1 pseudogene is annotated in these 936 nt (G+C 35.5%); it reads left to right on the top strand.

Annotated features, from left to right (window positions below):
* Positions 1-686: pseudogene (locus CALSC_RS25105) on the top strand (MFS transporter); the annotation flags it as partial.
* Positions 687-936 lie beyond the last annotated feature (250 nt).

Here is a 936-nt window from a genome sequence, read left to right on the forward strand (position 1 = left end):
TACTCACACAAACCCTTTACGGTTTTCATTATCTGAGGGTTCGTCCTGGACTACTAGGTTTATTACTGTTTCTTGCTATTATTAACTTCCTTGTAGGAATTGTTGGGGTACTCATTTATCCCCTAGTACTCTCCTTTGCTTCACAAGCGCAACTTGGTACAATCATGTCCTTTGGCGGTGTGGGTATGATCATGGGCAGTATACTTATGAGTACTTGGGGAAGTATCCGGCAAAACTATACCAATATGCTCTTGTGCTTTATGGTGCTCAGCGGATTTTCCATCATAGTTGCAGGGTTGTATCCTTCAGTTTATCTATGTGCTACAGCCGCTTTCTTATTCTTTCTTGGATTACCTTTTATCAACAGTTGTATTCAAGTAATATTTCAAAAGAAAGTTGCTCCTGATTCACAAGGAAGAGTCTTCGCTTTTAATAGTGCTATCACTTCTTCCTGTCTACCTCTTGCTTATCTTGTAGCAGGTCCGTTGGCTGATGGAATATTTGAACCTTTAATGAAAACTAATGGTCTTCTAGCCGGAAGCATAGGACAAATTATTGGTACTGGTACTGGTCGTGGTATTGGTTTGATGTTTATTATTTTAGGAGGATTGACTATCTTAACAACTATTGCAGCCTATCAGTATGCTCCTTTGAGATTAGTAGAAAGTAAATTACCTGATGCATAACATTTACAGAGTTTAAAGGATAATAATTCTCATTTTGAAAGAGAAGAAGAAAAATTTATAGGACTTACGAATTGACGATGTGATAATATTTGTATCCATCTTAAATTTGTTAATTACTTATACTTATAAGACTATTTCTAGAAACAGGTTATTTAATCCATATTTATATAATTTATCCATGACTGTCTTCATTAGATGATTACTGATTACTTATTGTTTCCTCATTGGCTGATGGTAAATTGATCATCTC

It is taken from the genome of Calothrix rhizosoleniae SC01 (assembly GCF_900185595.1).
GTDB classification, from domain to species: Bacteria; Cyanobacteriota; Cyanobacteriia; order Cyanobacteriales; family Nostocaceae; genus Calothrix_A; species Calothrix_A rhizosoleniae.